Below are 21,100 nucleotides of genomic sequence, written 5' to 3'. Positions count from 1 at the left end.
TTCGCGGCCTCGCAGGAGTTCGTCACGGGGCTGCCCAACACCTACGCCGCCCTGCTCAAGGCCATCATCGACGCCACGGCGTTCGCCACCAAGCCGGAGAACCGCAAGCAGATCGCCGAGGCCATCGCGCCCGCCAACTATCTCAACCAGCCGGTGACGGTGGTGGAGCAGGTGCTGACCGGCACCTTCGCCGACGGCCTCGGCAAGGTGCAGAAGGTGCCCGACCGCATCGATTTCGCGCCCTTCCCCTGGCACAGCTTCGCCGTCTGGATCCTGACTCAGATGAAGCGCTGGGGCCAGCTCAAGGGCGACGTCGACTACAGGCAGGTGGCCGAGCAGGTTTTCCTCGCCACCGACGCCGCGAAGCTGATGAAGGAGGTCGGCCTGACCCCGCCGTCCGCCACATACGCGCCGGTGAAGGTGATGGGCAAGACCTTCGATCCGATGAAGCCGGAGGAATACGTCAGCTCCTTCCAGATCAAGCGCGTCTGAACGGGGCAGCAGGATGCAGCTGTCGTTTCGCCTGCGCGCCGCGATCCTGTCGGTCGCGCTGCTGGCCGCTTTCCTGGTGGCCTGGCAGCTCGGCACGATGGGAGGCGGCGCCGCCCAGGACATCGATCCGGAATATGCCAAGCTGATGGGCCAGACGGCGGTGACGGGCAAGTCCGCCATGCCGGGCCCGCTCGATGTCGGCCGCATTCTCTGGGGCCATATCACCGATCCCTTCTACTACAAGGGGCCGAACGACCAGGGCATCGGCACGCAGCTCGCCTATTCGATCCTGCGCGTCTTCATCGGCTTCGGGCTGGCGGTGGTCGTCGCCGTGCCGCTCGGCTTCCTGATCGGCCTGTCGCCGCTGTTCCGCAAGGCGCTCGACCCGTTCATCCAGGTGATGCGGCCCGTCTCTCCGTTGGCGTGGATGCCGCTGGCGCTCTACACGATCAAGGACAGCAACATCAGTGCGGTCTTTGTCATCTTCATCTGCTCGATCTGGCCGATGCTGGTGAATACCGCCTTCGCCGTGGCCAGCGTGCGGAAGGAATGGCTCAGCGTCGCGCAGACGCTTGAGGTCGGCACCTTCCGCAAGATCTTCCGCGTCATCCTGCCGGCCGCCGCACCAACGATCCTCACCGGCATGCGCATCTCGGTCTCGATCGCCTGGCTGGTGATCGTTGCGGCCGAGATGCTCGTGGGCGGCACCGGCATCGGCTATTTCGTGTGGAACGAGTGGAACAACCTCTCCATCGCCAATGTGATCAACGCCATCCTGTTCATCGGCGTGATCGGCATGCTGCTCGACCAGATGCTCGGCTTCCTCACCCGTCTCGTCACCTATCCGGAGTGAGGCAGAAGACATGAGTCGTCATTTCATTTCCGTCGAAGCCCTGAAGCGGCAGTTTCCCGGTACCGAGAAGGCCGTCTTCGAGGATCTGTGGTTCAGCGTCGAGAAGGGCGAGTTCGTCTGCATCATCGGCCATTCCGGCTGCGGCAAGACGACGGTGCTCAACATCCTTGCCGGCCTCGACCGGCCGAGCGAGGGCGCCATCATCTTCGACGGCAAGGCCGTCGAGGGTCCGAGCCTCGATCGCGCCGTGGTCTTCCAGGGCCATGCGCTGATGCCCTGGATGAGCGTGCTCGACAACGTGCTGTTTGCCGTGCAGTCGCGCTGGCCGTCCTGGAGCAGGGCGGAGGCTATCGAGCATGCGCGGAAATACATCGCCATGGTGGGACTCGCCGGCGCCGAGAAGAAGCGCCCGGCGCAGCTCTCGGGCGGCATGAAGCAGCGCGTCGGCATTGCCCGCGCGCTGAGCATCGAACCCAAGACGCTGCTGATGGACGAGCCGTTTTCGGCGCTGGACGCGCTGACCCGCGGCACTCTGCAGGACGAGGTGCTGCGCCTGCGCGCCGCCACCAGTCTCACCGTCTTCATGATCACCCATGACGTCGACGAGGCGATCCTGCTGGCCGACCGCATCGTGCTGATGACCAACGGGCCGGGCGCGCGGATCGCCGAGATCCTGGTCAATACCCTGCCGAAAGAGCGCACCCGCGAAACGCTGCACCAGCAGGCGGACTACTACCCGATCCGCAATCACCTGCTCGATTTCCTGGTGCGCCGCTCGAAGGATTTCGCCCCGCCGCCGGGCTGGGACGCGCGCAGGCCGCCGCATGTCTATGCCGGGCCGGAAAAGACAGGCCCCGCACCCGCCGCCGTCATCGGCGCGGCGACCACGCCCGCGCCGCGGTCGCGCCCCTTCGCCGCCGCGGCCAGCTGACCGATCCACTCGCCACACAACGGAGGAAAACGTGAAGCGCAGTGACGTGACCGAAAAGGTCCTCGACGTGAAACGCATGAAGGGCTGGAGCTGGAAGGAGATCTGCAAGAAGATCGATCCCAAGCAGTCGCCGGTTTTTCTCACTGCCGGGCTGCTCGGCCAGATGAAGCTGGAGCCGGCGCAGGCGGCGAAGGCCGCCAAGCTGTTCGGTTTCGGCAAGATGGAAGAGAAGCTGCTGGCCGAAGCGCCCTATCGCGGCTCGCTGCCGCCGGGCCCGCCGACCGATCCGCTGATTTACCGCTTCTACGAACTGGTGCAGGTCTACGGCACGACCTGGAAGGAGCTGATCCAGGAGGAGTTCGGCGACGGCATCATGTCGGCCATCGATTTCAACATGACGATGGAGCGCCAGCCCGATCCGAAGGGCGATCGCGTGAAGATCGTGATGACGGGCAAGTTCCTGGACTACAAGCGCTACTGAACCGGCCGTCTGCCGCAGCGGTCAGAAGACGACGTTGTCCAGAAGGTCCAGCACTTCGCCGGTGGAGGCGCGCAGCATCAGCACGTTCTTCCCGGCGATGCGGCGCAGCGTGTCGGGCCGTGCCGGCGGCAATTCGCGGACCAGCGGGCCGGGCAGGGGGCGCATGTCGGCTATGACGGAAGCCGGCAGGATATCGCCTTTGGCCGGTGGCTCGGTCAGCCCGGCGGGAAGCGCGCGCTCGTAGACCTTGCTGCGGCTGGCGCGCAGCTGATCCTCGCGGACCCGCGCGAAATAGTGGCGGATGATCCAGCGTTCGGGATGATTGAAGGCAACGCGGTCGTCGATGGGCGGCAGCGGCGCGGCCGGGGCGGCCGTCATGGTGCTCTGCGGCTCTGCCGGCGGCGGTGCGGCTTCCATGCCGGGGAAGCTCGACTGCGCGGCCGCCGGCAGCGCGAAACCTGCCAGCGCTGCGAGAAGGATCGCCAGGCGCCGCTGCATCGTCTGGTCAGGCCGACAGCGCCGCGGCGGCGGCTTCCTTGGCCGCCTGCTCGCGCAGGATCTCGGCCTTGCTGCGCTTGACGCTGGCCGATTTCAGCTGGCCGCAGGCCGCCATGATGTCGCGGCCGCGCGGCGTGCGCACCGGCGAGGAATAGCCGGCATTGAAGACGATGTCGCTGAACTTGCGGATCGCCTCGTCGCTGGAGCATTCATAGGGCGCGCCGGGCCAGGCGTTGAACGGAATCAGGTTCACCTTGGCCGGAATGCCCTTCAGCAGCCGCACCAGCTCCTTCGCATCCGCCGGGCTGTCATTGACACCCTTCAGCATCACGTATTCGAAGGTAATGCGGCGCGCATTGCTCAGCCCCGGATACTCGGCGCAGGCCTGCAGCAGTTCCCTGATCGGATACTTCTTGTTGATCGGCACGATCACGTCGCGGATGTCGTCGCGTACGGCATGCAGGCTGATGGCAAGATTGACGCCGAGCTCCTCGCCGCAGCGTCTGATCATCGGCACCACGCCGGCGGTGCTGAGCGTGATGCGGCGCTTGGAAATCGCGATGCCCTCGTTGTCCATCGCGATCTTCAGCGCCTGGGAAACGGCATCGAAGTTGTACAGCGGCTCGCCCATGCCCATCATGACGATGTTGGACAGCATGCGGCCTTCCGGCGGCGAGGGCCATTCGTTCAGATGATCGCGCGCCAGCATCACCTGGCCGACGATCTCGCCGGCGGTCAGGTTGCGCACCAGCTTCATCGTGCCGGTATGGCAGAATTTGCAGGTCAGCGTGCAGCCGACCTGGGAGGAGACGCAGAGCGCGCCGCGGTCCTCTTCGGGGATATGCACGCATTCGGCCTCTTCGCCGTCGGCGAATCTCAGCAGCCATTTGCGCGTGCCGTCGGTGCTCTGCAGGTCGCGGCTGGCGGTGGGCCGGCCGATGCTGAACCGTTCGCCCAGCTTCTCGCGCAGGTCCTTCGCCAGCGTCGTCATCGCGGCGAAATCCCGGCTGCCGCGGTAGTAGATCCAGTGCCAGAGCTGGTTGGCCCGCATCTTCGCGGCCTTTTCCGGCACCAGGCCGGATTCGACCAGCGCGGCGGCCAGTTCGGCCCGGGTCAGGCCGACCAGCTCGGTGCGGCCGTCGGCGGCAGCCGGCAGGCTGCGGGTACGGGCCGTCACGTCGGGTACGATGGCGGCGACGGAGGTCACGACGTGGCTCCGGACATGCCGCAGGCCTTGTCGATCGCCTGCAGGGCCGCCGTGAAGCCGCTCAGATCGTAGGTATCCGTGGTCTTGGTGCCGCGGGTGGATTCGCCCTTCACCACCAGCTTGGCGCCCTTGCGCAGGGCCTCGACCAGCTTCTGGTCGGTGGCGGCATCGGCCGCCCAGGCGGCCTCCTCATGGGTGAACATCTCGATGCTGGTGCCGCCGATCGTGGCCATCGCCGGCAGGCCTTCCTTCAGCGGATAGCCGAAATAGATGCTGACCTCGTTGCGGATCTTTTCCTTCGGCTTGTGGGTGACGAGGATGTAGATCTCGCCGCGCTTGGCGCCGGCCGGCTCCTTCTTCTCCGGCTGGGCATGCAGGTAGCAGAGCTTGTTGCCCTTGTCGGTATGCTCGTAGGCATCCCAGTTCTGGAACTTGCCGATCCGCCGGGTCTCGGTCTTGGCGGCGGTCGACTGCTTCGACTTGTCCTGCGCCATGACATCGCCGCCCGTCGCAACGGACAGGAAGAGTGAAGCCAGCAGCAGGGCTGTCGTTTTGAAGGCCATGTTGTGGGTCATGGCCGGAACATAGCCGCGCGAACCGCCGATTTCCACCCCGGATTCCGCGCCGGCGCTGCCGCTGCGGAAGCGCTCCGGATTCCGCGAAATTCTGCCGGCCGGATCCTTCGCAGGCCGTCGCGCATGGCGTCCGCCGCCGGCCTGCCGCGCGCGTCGCCGCCCCTGCATCGCGATTTGCGCGACGGCCGCAGGAATAACGACTCGGCTGCGTTGTTTCGTCGCGCCTCCATTCCCCGCCTAGTTGTAAGCAATTGATTAGAAAGCCAGAATACCTGATTGTTCCGTCACCTGATTCGTTTGCCCGATACCTCCGGTCCCACATTTGTCCCCCAAAGCCCTCCAGTCGCTCCCCTTTGCCGACGACCGCATCCTGCTGAACCTGGCCGCCTACTGGTCGGCAAAACGCGGCGGCGAGCGCCTGCCGCGCCGCCGCGAGATCGATCCGCTCGACATGCCCCGCCGCCTGCTGCCGCATCTGTCGCTGGCCGAGGCCACCGGCGAGGGCACGACGATCCGCTACCGCCTGCTCGGGACGGAACTGGTGATGCGCGCGGGCCGCGATCACACCGGCAAGACCAGCGCCGAGATCCTCGAGGGCGCCTACCGCGAATATATCGAGGGGCTGTATGCGACGGTGATCGGGGAGGCCCGGCCGCTCTACGCCGAAAGCACCCGCGTCTGGCCCGAGGAGGGAGCCGGCCGGGTGCGCCGTCTGCTGCTGCCGGTGACGGGGGATGACCTGACGGGCCGCGTCGCCTTCGTGCTGGCGGCCCAGAGCTGGTCGACCGAGCCGGAGTCGGATGCGCCACGCCAGCCCGCGATGCCGCGCCAGCGCCTGCTGACTGTGGAAGCAATGGAGAAAGGCGTGCTGCAGGCGACCTTCCGCGGCCTGCTGGAATCGCCGTAAGCTTCCGTCCGTATCTATTCCGCCGGCGCGGCCTGCTGCTGCGCCGACTGCCAGGCGCGGCGCAGCTCGTCCGAGGTCGTACCCTGTCCGTCCGGCTTCCAGCCCGGCGGGCCGAAGACATAGCCGCAGGCCTCGCGCAGGCTGCGGGCGCGGCGCAGGTCGCGGCCGATTTCGACCCATTCATGGAAGGCGATGCGCAGCGGATTGAAGCTGCCGAGATTCTTCACGATCCCGTAGCGGCAGGGTTCGGCATCGTCCTCGGCGGCGAAGCTGCCGAACAGCCTGTCCCAGATGATGAAGATGCCGGCATAGTTGCGATCGAGATAGCGCGGATTGGTGGCGTGATGCACGCGGTGATGCGAGGGTGTGTTGAATACCGCCTCGATCCAGCGCGGCAGGCGCTTCACCTGTTCGGTATGGATCCAGAACTGGTAGACGAGGCTGACGCCCTTCTGAAACACGATCAGCGCCGGCGGGAAGCCGACCAGCGCGAGCGGCAGCCACAGCATCCAGGTCAGCGCGAGATTGCCGGTCCAGGTCTGCCGCAACGCGGTCGAGAGATTGTAATGCTGCGAGGAATGGTGGTTCACATGGGCCGCCCACCAGATGCGATGCTCGTGGCTCAGGCGGTGGAACCAGTAATAGACGAAATCCTCCGCGAACAGCAGTGCGAGCCAGGTCCAGGGCGTGACGGGCAGGTCGAACAGCCGCCAGTCATACACCGCCTGCAGGCTCCACCAGATGACGCCGGCGAACAGGATCCCCTGCACCAGATTGACCAGCCCCATGGTCAGCGAGGCGGCGGTGTCGCGCAGTTCGTAAGCCGGCTGCCGGCGCCAGCGCGCGACCAGCACCTCCAGCACCGCGAGCGCGATGAAGGCCGGAATCGCCATCACGACCGGATCGGGCAGCCGCAGCTCCATCATGCCGCCTCGCGCAGATATTGCTGCCAGACCCCGGCATCGGAGGCATCCAGCAGCAGGGCGAAGTCGGGACGCGTGAAGGCGCGCGTCTTCACCTCCAGCCGCACGGCGCCGCCACCCTGCGGCAGCAGCGTGACCGCTGCGATGTCGTCGAGTTTCCGGGCGGCCAGATGCGATCCGCTGACGAAGACCACCGCCACGCGGCCCTCGCCATCGCGGGCCAGCGCCGCCTGACCGTCCTTCGACAGGACGATCTCGCGCGCATCGAAACCGATTTCGGGCGCGCAGAGCGCCGCCGCCGCCTCGCCGGTCGCGGCGATGCGCAGGCTGCGCCGGCCGCCGGTGAGCCAGACCAGCGTCAGGATGAGCGCGATGCCGCCCAGCGGCAGGGCCGGATTGATCGGCAGGTCCATGCGGGAAGTATGCCCGCTTTCCCCGCGTCGTCCAGATGGCGCGTCCGCAGGGCTAGGCCGCCTTCCGTCGCGGCAATCGCCAGCGGACCAGCACCAGCAGGTTGCCGAACAGGATCAGCGCCAGGCCGGCCACCACCCGCGGCGTCCAGTGATAGTCCTCGGCGAAGGTGGAAATGCCGAGCGCCACGATGGGATACAGCAGGGAGGAATAGGCGGCGCGGTCCGGTCCGATGCGGCCGAGCAGGGTCAGGTAGGTGCCGAAGCCGAGGATCGAGCCGACCATGGCGAGATACAGCAGCGAGCCGACATAGACGGGCGAGGGATCGAACAGCCAGGGCTCGCCGCGCAGCAGCACATAGAGGCTGATCGCCATCGCGCCGTAAGTCATGCCCCAGGCATTGCTCTGCAAAATCGGCAGGCCGCTCATCTGGTTCTTCGCCGAGAGCATGTTGCCGACCGAGGCCGAATAGGTGCCGATCAGGCAGAGCAGCAGGCCGAGGCTGGCGCCGCTGGTGGCGTCGAAGGCGAGGATGTCGTCCCAGAAGGTGATGCTGATGCCGATCAGCCCGAAGACGGCGCCGACCGCGACGCGGCGGTCGATCGGCCGGCGGAAGAAGAGCGCGCCGTTCAGCATGTTCATCAGCACGATCATCGAGAAGACGATGGCGACGAGGCCGGACGGCAGATACTGGCTGCCGTGATAGATGAAGACGAAGTTGGTGCAGAACAGCGTCACGCCCATCAGGGCGATCGCGGCGTGCTGGCGCGGCGAGAAGCGCAGGTTCAGGCCGCGCAGCAGGCACCAGGCCAGAAGCAGCCCGGCGGCCAGCCAGAAGCGGTAGGCGACCGAGACCGAGGGCGGCACCAGGCCGAGCTGCAGCTTCACCGGCAGCCAGGTGGCGCCCCAGATCAGCACGATGGCGATGTAGAGCAGCAGGGTTTTCTGCATGGTCATCCAGGGAGCGGAAGGGGCATGCTGCTTACGCCGTGCCGCGCGCCCCGGCAATCGTGACAATGCGGGCAATCGCAATCAGGACGTCACCCTCCATCCCTTGGCAATCCCCGGGGCGGCCTTTAGGTTACCGCCATGTCCTTCGATACCGATGCCTGGCTGGAACGCCGCCGCCTGGCGCGCCGCCTGAACTGGTGGCGCTCGCTGGCGGTGCTTGCCGTCGTCGCCCTGTTCCTGGGCGCGCTGTACTGGATCGATCCCGGCAACGTCATCCAGCGCCGGCAGGATCATGTCGCCCGCTTCGAGATCGAGGGCATCATCACCCAGAACGACTGGTGGATGGAAAAGCTGCAGGAGATCGAGGAGGACGACCGCGCCAGGGCGCTGATCGTCTACATCAACTCGCCCGGTGGCTCGACCTATGGCGGCGAGGCGCTGTTCACCGCGCTCCGCCGGGTGGCCGAGAAGAAGCCGACCGTGGCGGTGATCGGCACGCTCGGTGCCTCGGCCGGCTACATGGCCGCCATCGCCGCCGACCGGGTCTTCGCCCGGGAAACCTCGCTGACCGGCTCCATCGGCGTGCTGTTCCAGACCGCGGAATTCTCCCAGTTGCTGGCCAAGCTTGGCATCGGTGCCGAAAGCATCGCGTCGGGCGAGCTCAAGGACGAGCCCTCGCCGATCAAGCCGCTCAGCCCGGCGGGCCGCGAACAGATCCGCCGCATGGTCATGGAAACCCATGAGTGGTTCGTCAACCTGGTCGCCGAGCGCCGCCAGATGCCCCGCGAGAAGGTGGCCGAGCTGGCCGACGGGCGGGTCTATTCCGGCCGGCTGGCGGCCGAGAATGGCCTGATCGATGCGCTCGGAGGGGTTGAAGAGGCCCGCAGGTGGCTCGCCCAGAGCCATGGAATCCCCTCCGAACTGCCGCTTCGCGACGTCCCGCCTGAGCCGCCGCGCGACGGCTGGGAGGCCCTGGCCGGCCGGGCGGCCTCGATGGTCTTTGGAAAAAGCCTTTTGCCCGAACGGCTTAAGCTTGACGGGCTGGTCTCGGTTTGGCACCCTGAGTAGACAACCGGGAGGCGAAAGCCTCGGCTTTGCCCCCGTGGGCTATCTAGGGAAGCACCGATGATCAAGTCCGAACTCATCAATCGCCTGGCCGAACGCAATCAGCATCTGACCCAGCGCGATATCGAGCGCATCGTCGGCACGATCTTCGACGAGATCGCCAACGCCCTGTCGCGTGGCGACCGTGTCGAATTGCGCGGTTTCGGAGCATTTTCGGTGAAGCGCCGTCCCTCGCGCACCGGCCGCAATCCGCGCACCGGCGCCGCCGTCGAAGTGGCGGAGAAATTCGTGCCCTTCTTCAAGACGGGCAAGGAATTGCGCCAGAAGCTGAATCTGCCGTCCAAGCAGACCGCCGAAGTCGAATAAGCGAAGGAGGCGCCGTCATGCGCTTCCTGCGCGTTCTGCTCGGCGTTCTTCTGCTCGCAATCCTGATCGTTTTCGCGATTCTCAATCGGGCGCCGGTCGAGGTGAACCTCGATCCGGTCCTGCCCTACGCGCTCTCGCTGCCGCTTTACCTGCTGGTCTTCATCGTCTTTTTCGCCGGCCTGCTGGTCGGCGCGCTGGCCGACCGGTGGAATGCCGCGGCCTCTGCCCGGCGCCGGGCGAAGGCCGCCCGGGAGGCGGCCGCGCGGAATATCCAGCCGGCGCCCGAGCGGCAGCCCGGCACCGCGCTGGCGCGGCCGGGGGAGACCGACGCGCCGCCGCCGGCCGCTCCGGTCGTCTGAGGCCGGCATGCGCGTCATCGATGCCGCTGCGGTTCACGCCGCCCTGAACTACAGCCGGCTGATCCCGCGCCTGCGCGAGGCCTTCCGCATCGGCGGCGAGGTGCCGCTGCGCAGCCATTTCCACATCGATCCGCCGGCCGAGGGGATCGGCGCCGGCGGTCCGGGCGGCACCCTGCTGGTGATGCCGGCATGGCAGCCCGGCCGGCATATCGGCATCAAGGCGGTCAGCGTCTATCCCGACAATGCGACCTACGGCCTGCCCTCGGTGATCGGCGCCTATCTGCTGTTCGATGCGCGCACCGGCGCGCCGAAGGCGGTGATCGACGGCGTCGCGCTCACCCTGCGCCGCACCGCCTGCGCCTCGGCGCTGGCGGCGGATTACCTCGCGCGCAGGGATGCGCGGCATCTGCTGATGATCGGCGCCGGCTCGCTGGCGCCGCATCTGGTCCGCGCCCATTGCGCCGTGCGCGGCTATACCCGCATCGAGATCTGGAACCGCAACCGCGACCGCGCGCGGCAGATGGCGGAAAAGCTCACCGACCTCAACGCCTCCATCGCCGTGGTGGAGGATCTCGAGGCCTCGCTCCGCGTGGCCGACACGGTGTCCTGCGCGACGCTCAGCCGCACGCCACTGGTGCGCGGCGACTGGCTGAAGCCCGGTACCCATGTCGATCTGGTCGGCGGTTTCACGCCCGAGATGCGCGAGGCCGACGATGCCGCGGTGGAGCGCGCCGCCGCCGACGGCGGCCTCTTCGTCGATACCCGCACCGGCGCCACCAGGGAAGCCGGCGACATCGTGCAGCCGCTGCAGCACGGCCTGATCACGGCGGAGTCCGTGCGCGGCGACCTGTTCGATCTCTGCCGCGGCGATGGCTTCGCGCGGCAGGATGCGAAGGGCATTACCCTGTTCAAGTCGGTCGGCTCGGCGCTGGAAGACCTCGCCGCCGCCGAACTGGTGGCGGAAAGCGTAGCATCATGAAGACACTGATCGTCGGCGGCGGCATCATGGGATTGTCGGCCGCCTGGGCCCTGCGCCGTGCCGGCGCCGAAGTCACGCTGCTGGAGCAGGGCGCCCTGCCCAATCCGCTCGGCACCTCCGTCGACCAGCATCGCCTGATCCGCTATCCCTACGGCGCCCAGCGCGGCTATACCCGCATGGTGCGCGACGCCTATCACGCCTGGGAGCGCGTGTGGCGCGACCTGAAGATGACGCTCTATGCCGAGACCGGCACGCTGGTGCTGAGCGGCGAGGGCGATGGCTGGGCGGCGAGCTGCGCCGCCATGCTCAGGGAGGAGGATGTCGAGCATCTGTCCTTCGATGACGCCATGGTCACCGGCCGCTGGCCGATGCTGCGCGGCGATGGGCTGAAAGACGCCTTTTACTGTCCCTCGGGCGGCCTGCTGTTCGCCGAGGCGATCGTGTCGTCGCTCGCCGCCCATCTGCGCGAGCGCGGCGTGGTCCTGCGGACGGAGGCGAAGGTCACCGGCATCGACGCGGACCAGGGCCGTGTCACGCTGGCCGACGGATCGCAGATGGACGCGGACCGCGTGCTGGTTTGCGCCGGTCCCTGGACGGCGCAGCTGCTGCCCGATCTCGCGCCGGTGTCGCGGTCCTCGCGGCAGGTGATCGTCTATCTGCAGCCGCCGGCCGACCTGAATGCCGCCTGGCATGCCGCGCCGATGCTGCTGGAGATCGGCGAGACGAAGGGCTTCTATCTGGTGCCGCCGCGGGTGACGCGTGACGGCATGCGCACGGGGCTGAAGATCGGCGACCACCGTTTCGGCCCTACGGCCGATCCGGGCAGCGACCGCGAACCGAAGCCGGAGGAGATCGACGCGATCCTTGCGAATGCGCGCCATCGCATCGCCGATCTGGAACAGTATCGCGTCACCCAGGCCAAGACCTGCTTCTACGACGTGGAAGCCGAAGAGCGCTTCCAGTTCCGCCAGCTCGGCGCGCGCGGCTTCGCCTTCTGCGGCAGTTCGGGACACGGCTTCAAGTTCGGCCCGGTGATCGGCGAGCGGATCACCGATGCGCTGCTGGAAAAGGCCGGTTTCGCGGAAACCGCCCGCTGGCTGGCCGGCATGGTCGACGGCGACGGCGCGCCGTAGGAGCGTCGATGACCTACATCATCGCCGTGCCGGCGTCGGCGTCCGACAGGAGCGGAAAGCGGCGCGGCTGGAACAACTGGTAATGCCACCATTCATTGCGATAGAAGTCCCAGCCGGCGGCGGTCATGATGCCGAGCAGCAGGGCGCGGTTCTTCTGCTGGTGCGGCGTGATGTCCAGCGTGCCGTGGAAGGCGAGCGGCGTGAAGGCGTCAAACCCGGTGCCCATGTCGAGTTCGGCGCCGGCGGCGTCGACCAGCGTCACATCGACCGCCGCGCCGCGCGAATGCGGCGAGCCCTTGCGCGGGTCGGCGAGGAAATTCGGATCGGGCGTATGATTCCACAAAGCCCAGGCGGCCTCGGTCGGCCGGAAGGCGTCGAAGATTTTCAGCCGCAGGTCCATCTGCGCGGCAAGCGCGATCGCGCGCCGCAGCAGGTCGGCAGCCTCGCGGTTCAGGAAGCAGGCGGCGCGGCGGTAGATCGGCGCGCCGGTAAGATTGTCGTCGGTGGCGTAGCGCAGATCGATCAGCACCGGAAAATCCGGCGGCGCGATCTCGACCAGGCGGGGGTTCAGGGGCATCGGTACGGATCCGGACAGCAATCCGCTCTCTCGTATCATCGCGCGGTGCTGCCGTGAAGCTGCTTGCCATCGATACCGCGCTGAATGCCTGTTCGGTCGCCATCGTCGCGGACGATGCCGTGCTGGCCAGGATCGTGCTGCCGGGCGGCAAGGGCAATGCCGAACGGCTGCTGCCGATCGTCGAGCAGGCGCGCGCGGCGGCGGGCATCGCGCTGGCCGATCTGGACGGGATCGCGGCCACCATCGGGCCGGGTTCCTTCACCGGCATCCGCACCGCGCTGGCGACGGCACGTGCCCTCGGCCTGGCGCTCGATCGCCCGGTCTGGGGCATCACCACCACCGAGGCGCTGGCTTTCGCCGCCGCGCGACCGGGCATCGCCACCGTCGCCGTCATCGATGCGCGCCGCGACGAACTCTATCTGCAGGCCTTTTCCGCGGCGCCGGACGGCGCGGGCGATCCGCTGCAGCCGCCGCAATTGCTGCCTGTCAGAGATGCCGCCGCGCAGCTGCCCGCCGGGCCTCTGACCCTGGTCGGCAGTGGCGCGGCGCTGCTGCAGCAGGCGGCTGGCCGCAGCGATCTCGCGATTGCCGATGCCGCGTCCGATCCCGATCCGGTCATCGTGGCGCGGCTGGCCATGCGGCGCCCGGCGCCGGCCCGCGCGCCCGCGCCGCTCTATATCCGGCCGCCCGACGCGGCATTGCCGAAAGCCGAACAGCCGCGGGCGCAGCTCGCGGTGAAAATCGAGACCTGCGGCGTGGAGGCGGCCGCCCTGCTCGCCGCCATTCACGCCGATGCCTTCGACGAGGTCTGGAGCGCGCAGGCGCTTGCCGAACTGCTCGCCATGCCGGGCGCGATGGCGCTGCTGGCGCGCAGCGGCGACCAGCCTGCCGGTTTCCTGCTGCTGCGGCGCGCCGCCGACGAGGCCGAAATCATCACGATCGCGGTGCGCCGGCGGCTGCAGCGCCTCGGCGTGGCGCGGGCGCTGCTGCAGGACGGTTTCGCCCGGCTGGCAGAGGCCGGCGTGCGGCGCTGTTTCCTCGAAGTCGCGGACGACAACCGGGCGGCGCAGGCCCTCTATGCCGGTTTCGGATTCAGCACCGTCGGCCGCCGGCCCGGCTATTACGGCCAGGGCGAAGCGGCGCGGGATGCACTGGTTCTTCAGGCCGCCATCACCACGCCGACGGTTTAGGAATCGCTTCGCATTTCACAGCCATTTATGGCTTGCAACTGCGCCGCATATGGCGAGAATCGGCACCGGCAAGAGCCGTTTCCGCAGCGGCTACCGGTGTTTGCGGAGGCATGCACCGGGCAGAGACTTGCTTCGGCAGTCGAAACGCGTTAGCTCGCCTGTCGGGTGAAACGATCAAGCGGATTGGAAGAAGGCTCTGGCGCATGAGCAGCCGTCTCGAACAGCTTTGCGAACAACTCGGGATGCGCATGACCGATCAGCGGCGCGTCATTGCCCGCGTTCTCAGCGCGTCCGACGACCATCCCGATGTGGAGGAGCTGCATCACCGGTCCGCGGCCATCGATCCCCGCATCTCGATCGCGACCGTGTACCGCACGGTGCGGATGTTCGAGGAGAACGGCATCCTGAGCCGCCTCGATCTCGGCGACGGGCGCGCACGCTATGAGGAAATGCCGGAGTCGCATCACGATCACCTGATCGACACGCGCACCGGCAAGATCATCGAGTTCCACGATCCGGAGCTGGAAGAGCTGCAGGAGAAGATCGCCAAACGGCTCGGCTACCGCCTGGTCGATCACCGTCTGGAACTGTTCGGCGTGCCGCTCGACGAGCCGGAAGAGGACAAGAAGGGCAAACGTTGATCGCCCCGCGCCGCAACCGGCACGGCGGTGGCCTTCACCGGAGCGCAGCTGCGTCATGACCGCGCGCGCCATTTTCACGCTTACCGTTTTCCTGCTGTGGACGGCGCTGCTGATCCCGGTGCAGATGCTGCTGATCCGCATCCGCTCGCCGCTGCGCCGCTCGCTGCCGCATTTCTACCATCGCAGCGTCGCCTGGCTGCTGCGCATCAAGGTGCGCCAGATCGGCGCGCCGGCCGCGCCGCCGGTGCTGTTCATCAGCAACCACATTTCCTGGCTCGACATCGTCGTGCTCTCCGCGGTGACGCGGGCCAGCTTCATCGCCAAGCGTGAAGTCGCCGGCTGGCCGTTCTTCGGCACCCTGGCGCGGCTGCAGCGCACGGTCTTCGTCGACCGCGACGTGCGCCGCCGCACGCCGGAGCATCGCGACGAGATGCGCGAGCGGCTGGAGCAGGGCGACAGCCTGATCCTGTTTCCCGAAGGCACCTCGTCGGACGGCCTGCGCATCCAGAGCTTCAAGTCCGCCTTCTTCGCCGCGGCGGAGCAGCCGGTGAACGGCCGCCCGGTGACGGTACAGCCGGTCAGTCTCGGCTATGCGCGACTCAATCACATGCCGGTCGGGCGGCGCTGGATGCCGATCTTCGCCTGGGTGGGCGACGAGGATCTGGTGCCGCATCTGTGGCGCTTCCTGAAAGCGGGGCCGAGCGAGGCGGTGGTGGAATTCCACCAGCCGGTGACGATGGAGGATTTCGCCTCGCGCAAGGGCATGGCGGCCTGGTGTCACCAGCGCGTGCTCGAGGGCCTGAGCGACATCAATGCCGGCCGCACGGCAGGCCACCGCACCCCGCCGAAACCGGTGCGCCACACGCCACCGCAGCAGGACTCGGCCCCGGCCGTCGAGGCCGGCGCCACCGGCTGACAGGACCACACACTATCGGCGTCGGCCCCGACGGGAGCTGACGGCCTACTTCGCGTCGTGGAAGATGATGCCCAGCGTGAACCGCTCCCCCTCGCGCAGGCGGCTCACGCCGTGGCGCATGACCACGCGGTGATGGCCGCGCGCGCCCTTCACCGGGCGGTGATGCACGGGAAAGATCACGCCCTCGCCTGAGCGCAGCGGCACCACCTCGGGGCGCGACTGCATCCGCGGGCGCTGCTCGGTCATGACGAATTCGCCACCGCTGAATTCGGTGGCCGGGTCGGAGAGCAGGAAGGCGACCTGCAGCGGGAAGACCTGTTCGCCGTACAGATCCTGGTGCAGCCGGTTGTAGTCGCCCGCGCGATAGCGCAGCAGCAGGGGCGTCGGCTTCGTCTGGCCGGCGGCATGGCAGGCGGCGGCATAATCCTCGTGCCGCGCCGGGTAGCGCACGGGCAGGCCCATGGCCGCGTTCCAGCGATTGGCGATGGCGGCCAGCGGCGGATAGAGCGCGCCGCGCAGCTCGGCCACCAGCGGCGGCAGCGGATAGCTGAAATACTGGTATTCGCCGCGGCCATAGCCGTGGCGCTCCATGACCACCTTCTTGCGGAACCGGTTCTCCTCGGCATACACGGCGCGCAGCGCGGCGCAGTCGGCCGCGGTGAGCAGCGGCCCGGTGGTGGCGCAGCCATGGTCGTCGAGGCCGGCCCTGATGGCGGACCAGTCGAGGGCGGCAATACGGTCGGACAGGGAAAGGGGGCTCAGGTCGTTCATGCCGGGACTATATCCAGCCGTCACGGCGGATGCCTCCCGGAAATTGCGGTCCGCATCGGGCCTCGCCTGTCCGGGTTTCTCCCCCCGGCCGATGTCCGAAACATCGCCAGGGGGCTTGCCTTCCGGGCGCGTTTGTATTACTTTTGTTCCCGTGGCGGCATTCGTTAATTCAAGCCGGCGCGAAGGCCGCCGGGCCGTAGCGGGCTCCAGCGGGCTCCAGCGGGCTCCAGCGGGCTCTAGTGGGCCCTGGCGGACTCCAGTGGATTCCAGTGGGCCGCGGCGGACCTTGGCGAAGCCAAATAAGCATCGATAGGCGTCTGCCGGCCTCGCATAGCGGCTCCGGCACTAGGCCTAGGCCGGATTTCCGGTTCGTTCGCCAGCATCTGGGATTCGTCCGCAGCTGTTCCTGAAGCTGCCCTTCCGGATCAGAAGTTTTCCACAAGATATTGCGAATCCTCACGGTTTTGTAACGCAGGATCTTGGATTTGGCAGCCATGCGTTCTGGTTTCGGCAGGCTAGGCGCGTTATCGTAAAATCGGAACGCGACTCGAATACCCGGGCCGCCCCGCCTAGAGTATCCCGATGAGCCTGGCCGACTTCGTTCATCTCCGCGTCCACACCGCCTATTCGCTGACCGAGGGCGCCATCCGGGTGCCCAAACTCGCCGAGCTCTGTGTGAAATACCGGATGCCGGCGGTGGCGATCACCGACACCAACAACCTGTTCGGGGCGCTGGAATTCTCCAAGGAGATGGCGGGCAAGGGGATCCAGCCGATCATTGGTTGCCAAATCAATCTCGGCCGGGCCGATACCGGCCAGGGAGGCTTCGGCAAGACCCTGCGCAAGCCCGACCCCGACCGGCTGGTCCTGCTGGCCCAGGACGAGACCGGCTATGCCAATCTGATGCGGCTCTCCACCAAGGCCTATCTCGAGCCGCCGCAGGGCGAGGCGCCGCAGATCCAGTGGGCCGACCTCGAGGCCCATCATGCCGGGCTGCTCTGCCTGACCGGCGGCCCGCAGGGGCCGATCGCCCGGCTGATCTCGGAAGGGCAGATGGACACTGCCCGCGAGCAGCTCGAGCGGCTGCAGGGCATCTTCCCCGGCCGGCTCTATGTCGAGCTGCAGCGTCATGGCTGGCAGATCGAGGCGAAGACCGAGCCGGGGCTGCTGGACCTGGCCTATGCGCTCGACATCCCGCTGGTCGCCACCAACGACTGCTATTTCCCCGACGAGGGCATGTACGAGGCCCATGACGCGCTGCTCTGCATCGCCGAGGGCACCTATGTCGGCGAGCAGAACCGCCGCCGGGTGACGCCGGAGCACCGCTTCAAGTCGGCGGAGGAAATGCGGGTCCTTTTCGCCGACCTGCCCGAGGCGATCGACAACACCCTGGTGATCGCCAGGCGCTGCGCCGTGAAGGCCGAAGAGCGCAAGCCGATCCTGCCCAATTTCGGCGACGGTACCGGCGAGAGCGAGGCCGATGTGCTGCGCCGCATGGCGCGCGAGGGGCTGGAGAAGCGCCTGAAGCAGATCGGCGTCGAGGGCGAGGCGGCCAAGCCCTACTGGGACCGTCTCGAATTCGAGTGCGAGACCATCATCAAGATGAAGTTCCCCGGCTACTTCCTGATTGTGGCGGACTTCATCCAGTGGTCCAAGCGCAACGGCATCGCCGTCGGGCCGGGCCGTGGCTCGGGCGCCGGCTCGGTGGTCGCCTGGGCACTGACCATCACCGATCTCGACCCCCTGCGCTTTGGCCTGCTGTTCGAACGCTTCCTCAATCCGGAACGCGTCTCGATGCCCGACTTCGACGTCGACTTCTGCCAGGAGCGGCGCGAGGAGGTGATCGAGTACGTGCAGCGGAAATACGGCGCCGCCAACGTCGCCCAGATCATCACCTTTGGCAAACTGCAGGCGCGCGCAGCCCTGCGCGACGTCGGCCGCGTGCTGCAGCTGCCGCTCGGGCAGGTCGACCGCATCTGCAAGCTGGTGCCGAACAACCCGGCCAATCCGGTGACGCTGGCCCAGGCGATCAAGGACGAGGTGCGCCTGAGAGAGGAGCGCGACCGCGACGAGGCGGTGGCGCGCATGATGGACGTGGCGCTGAAGCTGGAAGGCCTGTACCGCAACGCCTCCACCCACGCGGCGGGCGTGGTGATCGGCGACCGGCCGCTGGTGGAACTGGTGCCGCTCTACCGCGATCCCCATGCTTCCATGCCGGCGACGCAGTTCTCGATGAAATACGCCGAGGCGGCCGGCCTGGTGAAGTTCGACTTCCTCGGCCTGAAGACGCTGGACATGCTGGAGAAGGCCGTCGAGCTGATCCGCAAGCGCGGCGTGCAGATCGATCTGGCCAGCATTCCGCTGGCGGACCAGCCAACCTTCGACCTGCTCGGGCGCGGCGATGCGGTCGGCGTGTTCCAGTTTGAAGGCAGCGGCATGCGCGACATGCTGCGCAACATGAAGCCGGACGCCTTCGAGGATCTCATCGCCCTGGTGGCGCTGTACCGTCCCGGCCCGATGGAGAACATCCCGAGCTACATCGCCCGCAAGCACGGCAAGGAAAAGCCCGACTATCTCCACGAATGGCTGAAGCCGGTGCTGGAGGAGACCTACGGCGTCATCATCTACCAGGAACAGGTGATGGAGATCGCCAAGATCCTGGCCGGCTACTCGCTCGGCGAGGCGGACCTCCTGCGCCGCGCCATGGGCAAGAAGATCAAGGCCGAGATGGATGCGCAGAAGGAGCGCTTCGTCACCGGCGCGAAGGAAAAGGGCGTCGACCCGAAGAAGGCAGCGGAGATCTTCGAGCTGGTCGAGAAATTCGCCGGCTACGGCTTCAACAAGAGCCATGCGGCGGCCTATGCGCTGGTCGCCTGGCACACTGCATATCTCAAGGCCAACTATCCGGTCGAGTTCATAGCCGCCTCGATGACGCTCGATATTTCAAATACCGACAAGCTGAACGTCTTCCGTCAGGAATGCGTGCGGCAGAATATCGCCCTGCTGCCGCCGGACGTGAACAGATCCGAGGTCGAGTTCTCGGTCGAATACGACGCAAACGGCAAGGGCGCGATCCGCTACGCGCTGGCTGCGGTGCGCAACGTCGGCGCCGCGCCGATGAGCCAGATCGTCGCCGAGCGCGACCGCGGCGGCCCGTTCCAGTCGCTGTTCGATTTCGCCGGCAGGGTCGATCCCTCGGCGCTGAACAAGCGCATGCTGGAGAACCTCACCAAGGCCGGCGCCTTCGATGCGCTGGAGAAGAACCGCGCCCAGGTGATGGCGGGGCTGGAGACGCTCATCCGTTACGCGCAGAGCAAGGCGGAGGAGCGCGCCAGCAACCAGGTCTCGCTGTTCGGCGGCGGCCCGGAGGGCAAGTCATCGGAAGCGCTGCCCAAGCTGCCCGCGGCGGAAATCTGGACCCCGATGGACCAGCTCGCCCGCGAGTTCGAGGCAATCGGCTTCTATCTCTCGGCCCATCCGCTGGATGCCTACCAGGCCACGCTCAACCGCGTCGGCGTGAAGCGCTACGGCGACATGATCAAGCAGCTCCATTCCGGCGAGCAGATCTTCAAGATCGCCGGCACCATCATCTCGAAGCAGGAGCGCACCTCGCAGAAGACCGGCAACCGCTTCGCCTTCGTGAACTGCTCGGATTCCTCGGGCATGTACGAGGTGATGCTGTTCTCGGAAATCCTTGCCCAGCACCGCGACCTGCTGGAGGCCGGCACCAACGTGGTCTGGACGCTCTCGGCGAAGGCGGAGGGCGAGCAGCCGCGCCTGACGGCCCAGCGCATCGAGAAGCTGGACGATGTGGCGGCACGGGCCGCCGCCGGCATCAAGATCGTGATCGAGAACGACCAGCCCTTCGAGCGGATCCGTGCCCTGCTGGAGAAGAGCGGCCGCGGCAAGGGGCAGGTGATGTTCGGCCTGAAGCTGGAAGAACCCGGCCTGCCCGGCGGGCTGGAAGCCGACATCAAGCTGCCGTCGGGCTATGCCATCAATCCCACTATCCGCCACCAGATCCGGACCCTTCCGGGCGTGGTGGAGGTTTATGACATCTGAGTCAACCGGATCATCCGAGTGCCATGAACCAGTCAGCACCCGTCGCCATCCGCCGCGAGGACTACCGCCCGCCCGCCTACAGGGTCGAGACGGTTGCGCTGGAATTCGATCTCCGGCCGGAGGCGACCGTCGTGACATCGCGGCTGCAGATGCGGGCGGCCGAACCGGGCCGGCCGCTGGTGCTGGACGGCGAGGATCTCGAGCTGCTGTCGATCGCCCTCGATGGCCGCCCGCTCGGGGCGGGCGAGTACAGCGTCGACGACCGGCACCTGACCGTTCCGAACCCGCCGGCCTCCTTCGTGCTGGAGATCGGGACGCGCATCAACCCGAAGGCCAACACGCATCTCTCGGGCCTGTACATTTCCAACAACGTTTTCTGCACGCAGTGCGAGGCGGAAGGCTTTCGGCGCATTACCTATTTTCCCGACCGCCCCGATGTCATGGCGGTCTACCGCACCACGATCCGCGCCGACCGCAGGAACTATCCGGTGCTGCTGTCCAACGGCAATCTGGTGGAGCAGGGCGAGTTGCCGGACGGCCGGCACTATGCTGTCTGGGACGATCCGTTCCCGAAGCCCTGCTACCTGTTCGCGCTGGTCGCCGGCGACCTTGCGGTCAATGAGGACAGCTTCACCACCCGCAGCGGCCGCAAGGTGCGGCTGCGCATCTTTGTCGAGCATGGCAAGGAAGGCCGCACGGCCTATGCGATGGACTCGCTCAAGCGCGCCATGCGCTGGGACGAAACCCGTTTCGGGCTGGAATACGATCTCGACCTGTTCAACATCGTGGCCGTCAGCGACTTCAACATGGGC

At 67.2% G+C, this 21,100-nt stretch carries 21 protein-coding genes and 2 pseudogenes; 15 read left to right on the top strand and 8 right to left on the bottom strand.

All coding sequences use genetic code 11. The features are described 5' to 3' along the window. The 4 genes and pseudogenes from VKZ87_RS18465 to cynS form a co-directional block, all read left to right on the top strand. Positions 1-492: pseudogene (locus tag VKZ87_RS18465) on the top strand (nitrate ABC transporter substrate-binding protein); the annotation flags it as partial. Positions 493-505: 13 nt separating this feature from the next. Beyond that, on the top strand, positions 506-1,345 hold the full coding sequence (gene ntrB, locus VKZ87_RS18460) for a nitrate ABC transporter permease (RefSeq protein WP_324222745.1): 840 nt from the start codon (positions 506-508) through the stop codon (positions 1,343-1,345). Between the two features lie 10 nt (positions 1,346-1,355). Further along, positions 1,356-2,276 (top strand): ABC transporter ATP-binding protein, encoded by a 921-nt coding sequence (locus tag VKZ87_RS18455; protein WP_324222744.1) that lies wholly within the window; start codon positions 1,356-1,358, stop codon positions 2,274-2,276. Positions 2,277-2,307: 31 nt separating this feature from the next. After that, positions 2,308-2,757 carry a cyanase gene (cynS, locus tag VKZ87_RS18450; protein ID WP_324222743.1) on the top strand — a complete coding sequence of 150 codons (450 nt, stop codon included), beginning with the start codon at positions 2,308-2,310 and terminating at the stop codon, positions 2,755-2,757. A 21-nt stretch (positions 2,758-2,778) separates the two neighbouring features. On the opposite strand, the gene VKZ87_RS18445 is transcribed toward cynS, so the two are convergent. The 3 genes from VKZ87_RS18445 to VKZ87_RS18435 are packed head-to-tail and all read right to left on the bottom strand — an operon-like array spanning position 2,779 to position 5,037. Next, positions 2,779-3,255: a hypothetical protein gene (locus VKZ87_RS18445; protein ID WP_324222742.1), complete on the bottom strand. Its 477-nt coding sequence runs from the start codon at positions 3,253-3,255 to the stop codon at positions 2,779-2,781. 7 nt (positions 3,256-3,262) lie between these two features. Continuing rightward, a complete protein-coding gene (gene rlmN / locus VKZ87_RS18440) occupies positions 3,263-4,462 on the bottom strand; it encodes a 23S rRNA (adenine(2503)-C(2))-methyltransferase RlmN (RefSeq protein WP_414655665.1) in 1,200 nt (399 codons plus the stop codon). Next, the gene (locus VKZ87_RS18435) at positions 4,459-5,037 is read right to left on the bottom strand and encodes an invasion associated locus B family protein (protein ID WP_324222741.1); all 579 of its coding nucleotides are present in this window, start codon (positions 5,035-5,037) and stop codon (positions 4,459-4,461) included. The genes rlmN and VKZ87_RS18435 overlap by 4 nt, the downstream gene beginning before the upstream one ends. A 322-nt stretch (positions 5,038-5,359) precedes the next feature. On the opposite strand from VKZ87_RS18435, the gene VKZ87_RS18430 reads away from it, so the two are divergent. After that, a complete protein-coding gene (locus VKZ87_RS18430; RefSeq protein ID WP_324222740.1) occupies positions 5,360-5,944 on the top strand; it encodes a PAS domain-containing protein in 585 nt (194 codons plus the stop codon). Positions 5,945-5,958: 14 nt separating this feature from the next. On the opposite strand, the gene VKZ87_RS18425 is transcribed toward VKZ87_RS18430, so the two are convergent. From VKZ87_RS18425 to VKZ87_RS18415, 3 genes are read right to left on the bottom strand one after another with little or no spacing between them, the layout of a single operon-like run. Next, positions 5,959-6,870 carry a sterol desaturase family protein gene (locus VKZ87_RS18425; RefSeq protein WP_324222739.1) on the bottom strand — a complete coding sequence of 304 codons (912 nt, stop codon included), beginning with the start codon at positions 6,868-6,870 and terminating at the stop codon, positions 5,959-5,961. Next, positions 6,867-7,280, bottom strand: a complete 414-nt coding sequence (locus VKZ87_RS18420) for a hypothetical protein (RefSeq protein ID WP_324222738.1) — start codon at positions 7,278-7,280, stop codon at positions 6,867-6,869. Before VKZ87_RS18420 ends, VKZ87_RS18425 begins: the two co-directional genes overlap by 4 nt. 52 nt (positions 7,281-7,332) lie before the next feature. Next, complete coding sequence (locus VKZ87_RS18415; RefSeq protein WP_324222737.1) at positions 7,333-8,229, bottom strand: DMT family transporter; 897 nt, start codon at positions 8,227-8,229, stop codon at positions 7,333-7,335. Between the two features lie 138 nt (positions 8,230-8,367). Between VKZ87_RS18415 and sppA the strand changes: the two genes are divergently transcribed. The 5 genes from sppA to VKZ87_RS18390 are packed head-to-tail and all read left to right on the top strand — an operon-like array spanning position 8,368 to position 12,131. Beyond that, the gene (gene sppA, locus VKZ87_RS18410) at positions 8,368-9,297 is read left to right on the top strand and encodes a signal peptide peptidase SppA (RefSeq protein ID WP_324222736.1); all 930 of its coding nucleotides are present in this window, start codon (positions 8,368-8,370) and stop codon (positions 9,295-9,297) included. 57 nt (positions 9,298-9,354) lie between these two features. Further along, entirely contained in the window at positions 9,355-9,660 is a 306-nt protein-coding gene (gene ihfB, locus VKZ87_RS18405) for an integration host factor subunit beta (RefSeq protein ID WP_324222735.1), read from the top strand. Positions 9,661-9,677: 17 nt separating this feature from the next. Next, complete coding sequence (locus VKZ87_RS18400) at positions 9,678-10,019, top strand: LapA family protein (protein ID WP_324222734.1); 342 nt, start codon at positions 9,678-9,680, stop codon at positions 10,017-10,019. A 7-nt stretch (positions 10,020-10,026) separates the two neighbouring features. After that, the gene (locus VKZ87_RS18395) at positions 10,027-10,998 is read left to right on the top strand and encodes an ornithine cyclodeaminase family protein (protein WP_324222733.1); all 972 of its coding nucleotides are present in this window, start codon (positions 10,027-10,029) and stop codon (positions 10,996-10,998) included. Then, positions 10,995-12,131: an NAD(P)/FAD-dependent oxidoreductase gene (locus VKZ87_RS18390; protein WP_324222732.1), complete on the top strand. Its 1,137-nt coding sequence runs from the start codon at positions 10,995-10,997 to the stop codon at positions 12,129-12,131. Before VKZ87_RS18395 ends, VKZ87_RS18390 begins: the two co-directional genes overlap by 4 nt. Positions 12,132-12,144: 13 nt before the next feature. On the opposite strand, the gene ddpX is transcribed toward VKZ87_RS18390, so the two are convergent. Beyond that, the gene (gene ddpX, locus VKZ87_RS18385) at positions 12,145-12,708 is read right to left on the bottom strand and encodes a D-alanyl-D-alanine dipeptidase (RefSeq protein WP_324222731.1); all 564 of its coding nucleotides are present in this window, start codon (positions 12,706-12,708) and stop codon (positions 12,145-12,147) included. A 53-nt stretch (positions 12,709-12,761) separates the two neighbouring features. On the opposite strand from ddpX, the gene tsaB reads away from it, so the two are divergent. The 3 genes from tsaB (at position 12,762) to VKZ87_RS18370 (ending at position 15,455) form a co-directional block, all read left to right on the top strand. After that, a complete protein-coding gene (gene tsaB / locus VKZ87_RS18380) occupies positions 12,762-13,898 on the top strand; it encodes a tRNA (adenosine(37)-N6)-threonylcarbamoyltransferase complex dimerization subunit type 1 TsaB (protein WP_324222730.1) in 1,137 nt (378 codons plus the stop codon). A 203-nt stretch (positions 13,899-14,101) separates the two neighbouring features. Beyond that, positions 14,102-14,539 (top strand): Fur family transcriptional regulator, encoded by a 438-nt coding sequence (locus tag VKZ87_RS18375; protein ID WP_324222729.1) that lies wholly within the window; start codon positions 14,102-14,104, stop codon positions 14,537-14,539. Positions 14,540-14,594: 55 nt separating this feature from the next. Next, positions 14,595-15,455 carry a 1-acyl-sn-glycerol-3-phosphate acyltransferase gene (locus VKZ87_RS18370; protein WP_324222728.1) on the top strand — a complete coding sequence of 287 codons (861 nt, stop codon included), beginning with the start codon at positions 14,595-14,597 and terminating at the stop codon, positions 15,453-15,455. Between the two features lie 45 nt (positions 15,456-15,500). On the opposite strand, the gene VKZ87_RS18365 is transcribed toward VKZ87_RS18370, so the two are convergent. Then, entirely contained in the window at positions 15,501-16,226 is a 726-nt protein-coding gene (locus VKZ87_RS18365) for a 2OG-Fe(II) oxygenase (RefSeq protein ID WP_324222727.1), read from the bottom strand. A 582-nt stretch (positions 16,227-16,808) separates the two neighbouring features. On the opposite strand from VKZ87_RS18365, the gene dnaE reads away from it, so the two are divergent. Next, positions 16,809-20,288, top strand: coding sequence for a DNA polymerase III subunit alpha (gene dnaE, locus VKZ87_RS18360; RefSeq protein ID WP_324222726.1), 3,480 nt, complete (start codon positions 16,809-16,811; stop codon positions 20,286-20,288). A 23-nt stretch (positions 20,289-20,311) separates the two neighbouring features. Then, positions 20,312-21,100 (top strand): annotated as a pseudogene (pepN, locus tag VKZ87_RS18355) (aminopeptidase N); the annotation flags it as partial.

It is taken from the genome of Ferrovibrio sp., from assembly GCF_035304305.1.
Classification (GTDB): domain Bacteria; phylum Pseudomonadota; class Alphaproteobacteria; order Ferrovibrionales; family Ferrovibrionaceae; genus Ferrovibrio.
The sequence above is the reverse complement of the archived record's forward strand: the minus strand, read 5'-3'. Positions and strand labels throughout refer to the sequence as shown.

Bases quoted from the DNA above. Each gene is read 5' to 3' on its own strand.
- ntrB (WP_324222745.1), top strand. From the start codon at position 506: ATGCAGCTGTCGTTTCGCCTGCGCGCCGCGATCCTGTCGGTCGCGCTG.
- VKZ87_RS18455 (WP_324222744.1), top strand. From the start codon at position 1,356: ATGAGTCGTCATTTCATTTCCGTCGAAGCCCTGAAGCGGCAGTTTCCC.
- VKZ87_RS18445 (WP_324222742.1), bottom strand. From the start codon at position 3,255: ATGCAGCGGCGCCTGGCGATCCTTCTCGCAGCGCTGGCAGGTTTCGCG.
- VKZ87_RS18435 (WP_324222741.1), bottom strand. From the start codon at position 5,037: ATGACCCACAACATGGCCTTCAAAACGACAGCCCTGCTGCTGGCTTCA.
- VKZ87_RS18425 (WP_324222739.1), bottom strand. From the start codon at position 6,870: ATGATGGAGCTGCGGCTGCCCGATCCGGTCGTGATGGCGATTCCGGCC.
- VKZ87_RS18420 (WP_324222738.1), bottom strand. From the start codon at position 7,280: ATGGACCTGCCGATCAATCCGGCCCTGCCGCTGGGCGGCATCGCGCTC.
- VKZ87_RS18415 (WP_324222737.1), bottom strand. From the start codon at position 8,229: ATGCAGAAAACCCTGCTGCTCTACATCGCCATCGTGCTGATCTGGGGC.
- sppA (WP_324222736.1), top strand. From the start codon at position 8,368: ATGTCCTTCGATACCGATGCCTGGCTGGAACGCCGCCGCCTGGCGCGC.
- ihfB (WP_324222735.1), top strand. From the start codon at position 9,355: ATGATCAAGTCCGAACTCATCAATCGCCTGGCCGAACGCAATCAGCAT.
- VKZ87_RS18400 (WP_324222734.1), top strand. From the start codon at position 9,678: ATGCGCTTCCTGCGCGTTCTGCTCGGCGTTCTTCTGCTCGCAATCCTG.
- VKZ87_RS18395 (WP_324222733.1), top strand. From the start codon at position 10,027: ATGCGCGTCATCGATGCCGCTGCGGTTCACGCCGCCCTGAACTACAGC.
- VKZ87_RS18390 (WP_324222732.1), top strand. From the start codon at position 10,995: ATGAAGACACTGATCGTCGGCGGCGGCATCATGGGATTGTCGGCCGCC.
- ddpX (WP_324222731.1), bottom strand. From the start codon at position 12,708: ATGCCCCTGAACCCCCGCCTGGTCGAGATCGCGCCGCCGGATTTTCCG.
- VKZ87_RS18375 (WP_324222729.1), top strand. From the start codon at position 14,102: ATGAGCAGCCGTCTCGAACAGCTTTGCGAACAACTCGGGATGCGCATG.
- VKZ87_RS18370 (WP_324222728.1), top strand. From the start codon at position 14,595: ATGACCGCGCGCGCCATTTTCACGCTTACCGTTTTCCTGCTGTGGACG.
- VKZ87_RS18365 (WP_324222727.1), bottom strand. From the start codon at position 16,226: ATGAACGACCTGAGCCCCCTTTCCCTGTCCGACCGTATTGCCGCCCTC.
- dnaE (WP_324222726.1), top strand. From the start codon at position 16,809: ATGAGCCTGGCCGACTTCGTTCATCTCCGCGTCCACACCGCCTATTCG.